This window comes from Shewanella sp. M-Br (assembly GCF_036245925.1).
In the GTDB taxonomy this organism is placed as follows: domain Bacteria; phylum Pseudomonadota; class Gammaproteobacteria; order Enterobacterales; family Shewanellaceae; genus Shewanella; species Shewanella oncorhynchi.
Genome location: NZ_BJBV01000067.1, coordinates 1 through 502 on the forward strand (window position 1 = coordinate 1; position 502 = coordinate 502).

Genomic DNA, 502 nt, shown 5'->3' on the forward strand with positions numbered 1-502 from the left:
AATTAATCACATGACAGACTCATGCAATTAAATACTATCAGCTTTCCAAATTGTTAAAGAGCGGGCTTAAAAAAGCCAAAGATAATTTTTAAGTTTATCTTTGGCATCTCTATCCATAGTGCATATGCCTTATTACTTTGCAATAAAGTCAGAATAAGGTGTAAATGGTGGAGCTATGCGGGATCGAACCGCAGACCTCCTGCGTGCAAGGCAGGCGCTCTCCCAGCTGAGCTATAGCCCCATTTACATGCAGTGCGAGTAAGTAAGATGTTCCAAACCTCTAAAAGGATTGGTTTGCCAAATCGAGTTATCCGCGGCAAATTAACGCGACGTTTAGTTCACTAAACGAGTGTTAATTTAACAAAGGAGAACAAAGATTTGGTGGGTCAGAGTGGACTTGAACCACCGACCTCACCCTTATCAGGGGTGCGCTCTAACCAGCTGAGCTACAGACCCATCTTTTACTCTTTCTTCTATCAAGCAAATCTGTGTGAACACTCAA

Annotated in this window: 2 tRNA genes; both read right to left on the bottom strand. The window is 42.2% G+C overall.

The features are described 5' to 3' along the window. Nucleotides 1–165: 165 nt before the first annotated feature. A tRNA-Ala gene (locus tag AAA952_RS22330) sits at nucleotides 166–241 on the bottom strand. A 138-nt stretch (nucleotides 242–379) separates the two neighbouring features. After that, a tRNA-Ile gene (locus tag AAA952_RS22335) sits at nucleotides 380–456 on the bottom strand. Between the last annotated feature and the right edge of the window lie 46 nt (nucleotides 457–502).